General features: G+C 44.9%; 2 protein-coding genes. Both read right to left on the bottom strand.

The window, feature by feature from the left end; all coding sequences use genetic code 11:
- A partial coding sequence (locus tag ABT56_RS23140; RefSeq protein ID WP_047881256.1) for a GAD-like domain-containing protein occupies positions 1-172 on the bottom strand: 172 nt, incomplete at its 3' end.
- A 2-nt stretch (positions 173-174) separates the two neighbouring features.
- On the bottom strand, positions 175-2,253 hold a 2,079-nt coding region (locus ABT56_RS23460; protein ID WP_205626115.1), incomplete at its 5' end, for an RHS repeat-associated core domain-containing protein.

The raw sequence follows: 2,253 nt of genomic DNA, 5'->3' as shown, positions 1-2,253 counted from the left end.
CTTGTTGAAAACCACAAAAACCATACTCTTGCCAATATTCCAGTAATCTATCCGGTAGCTTCCCTCTAAATTTTTCTACAATTTCTGGTCGGCAATCAACCGTCGCAAAGGGATATCCAAACTTTTGCAAAAAGTACTCAAAATCTTCATCTAACTCAAACTTATACGGCATGATTATTTACACCTTGTTAATTCGACATTCATTTTTGCATCAGCCCCGAGGTTACTTAATGCATTCCTAGCAGCAGCATCCATACTCGTCACTCGACTCTGTCTAGGTAGTTGATTATCCAATGATGGATCTATACCAGTCTTAGGCCATTGCGAACCTAATGATGAATTGACTCTCTTGTCACCAAAACCGGTGATTTTATCATCTCCGCCGGCAATCAAATCAGGATCATGTAATGCGGCCAAATCCTTCATCGTGTTTTTAGCCTTTTCTAAAGCTAAACGCTCAGCTTCAACACTTGATATCCCTTGGCCTCGATACTCTTTAGTAGCTATTTTTTTTAATTTCTCGAAATAGTCATCTCGTGCTTTTCTCTGAGCTGAACCATTATTTGTTAGTATCTGCCGGGCTTTTTTTGAACCATGTATTTTGACTAACTCAGCCAATCTTTCTCTGTTTTCTAGGTACTTACCAACAGTCATCTTATTTATACCATCTTGTTGGTTTTTTAGCTGTTTATCAAATTCTGCTGCAAGTCCTTCCCTATCGTTTTTAAAGGATTTTTTCAAAGCATCACCAGGTTTAAAGCATGGTAATTTTAATTTTTTCATCACTTTAAATGCTGTAGAACCAAAAGCCCCAACACCATTCATGCTTGCCGTGCCATGAGGAACCTTTAAGGTCGATAGCTTTAATCCTGCTTTTACACCTGTCGCTAAATCTATCACATGCGAACCTGTATTCGCACCAAGTTCAAACATGTCACCAGTGATAGCATGATCTATGGTTTCAGAAGCCCACTTTTTGCCACCTTCCCACATTGCAAGTCCAGTTTCACCTAAGCGAATTTTCGCTTCAATATCCCCCTTAAATTGAGCATCAAATAAATCGGAAGCTAAGCCCTTAGCGCTATTGAATGTATTACTTATATTGCCATAGGGGTCCAGTAAAAATTCTGATAACCCTAGTATGGACTCATAACCCGCTCCTATACCAAAGACCCCTGCAGGACTGACTCTACTGAGCTTATTAACAGCATTGGCAATACCCGCTCGATTATCTACAAGATATTGATTTGCTGACTCAAATATATTCTTTCCGTCATTACAACTCAATTCTAGCGGATCAACCCATTGCAAAGAGTTAGGTACGAATCGGTTCGGGTCGAGTTCGCCAAGCAAGTCCCCCTCTTTACAACTCAACCCTAGCGGGTCGACCCATTGCACGGGGTTGGGGGCGTATTGGTACGGGTTGATGCCACCGAGCAGGCCGATGGGATCTTGGTGAATGAAGCGCCCAACGGTGGGATCGTAATAACGGAAGCGGTTGTAGTGCAGGCCCGATTCCACGTCATAATACTGGCCTTGAAAACGCAACGGGTTGGTGATGCGTTCAATGGTTAGACTGGCGACGCCCTCGGTGCTGTAGTCGGCCTGCCACGCAATATCGCCGTGTTGATCAGTTAGTGCCAGCGGGGTGCCGAGATGATCAAGCTGGTAGTAATAGATCTCACCCAGTGCAATAAGGGCGACGGGTTTGAAGCTGCCCAGTTCGTAGAGATACCAGCGATATTCGCCATTACAGTGCTCGCCGATTAACTGATCCCCATCCCACAGGTAATCAATCCGCTGGCTTTCGCTGATTTTGGCGCTGCGACGACCAAGGGCATCGTAATGGTACTGGGTATATTTACCGGATTTTCTGAAACTGGTGAGCTGGTTTAAGCCATTGAACCGACGCTGCTCGTTGCCTTGTTGGCTACACGTTTTAACTTGGTTACCAAAACCATCGTAACGATAATGAGTATCGTGCCATTGCTCTAGGCGATCCTGAGTCACACATACCGCACTATCAGCCCCTTCCCCTGCGGTATTTTGTGGGTTGCCAAAGCTATCAAAGGCAAACAGAATTTCTGGCTGATGGGGTAGCTGGCTACTGGTAAGCTGATCTAACACATCAAACTGATACTGGCTCGCACCCTGCTCGCTGTCTTCGATGCCCACCAGCTGATCAGCCGCATTATAGCGATAGTCACGCTGATACTCGGCTCGGTGTGGATGAAGTCGTTGCTGCTGTTGCAA

The sequence above is a fragment of the Photobacterium aquae genome (assembly GCF_001029445.1).
In the GTDB taxonomy this organism is placed as follows: domain Bacteria; phylum Pseudomonadota; class Gammaproteobacteria; order Enterobacterales; family Vibrionaceae; genus Photobacterium; species Photobacterium aquae.
Note: the sequence above shows the minus strand (reverse complement) of the source record. Positions and strands in the feature narration are given on the sequence as shown.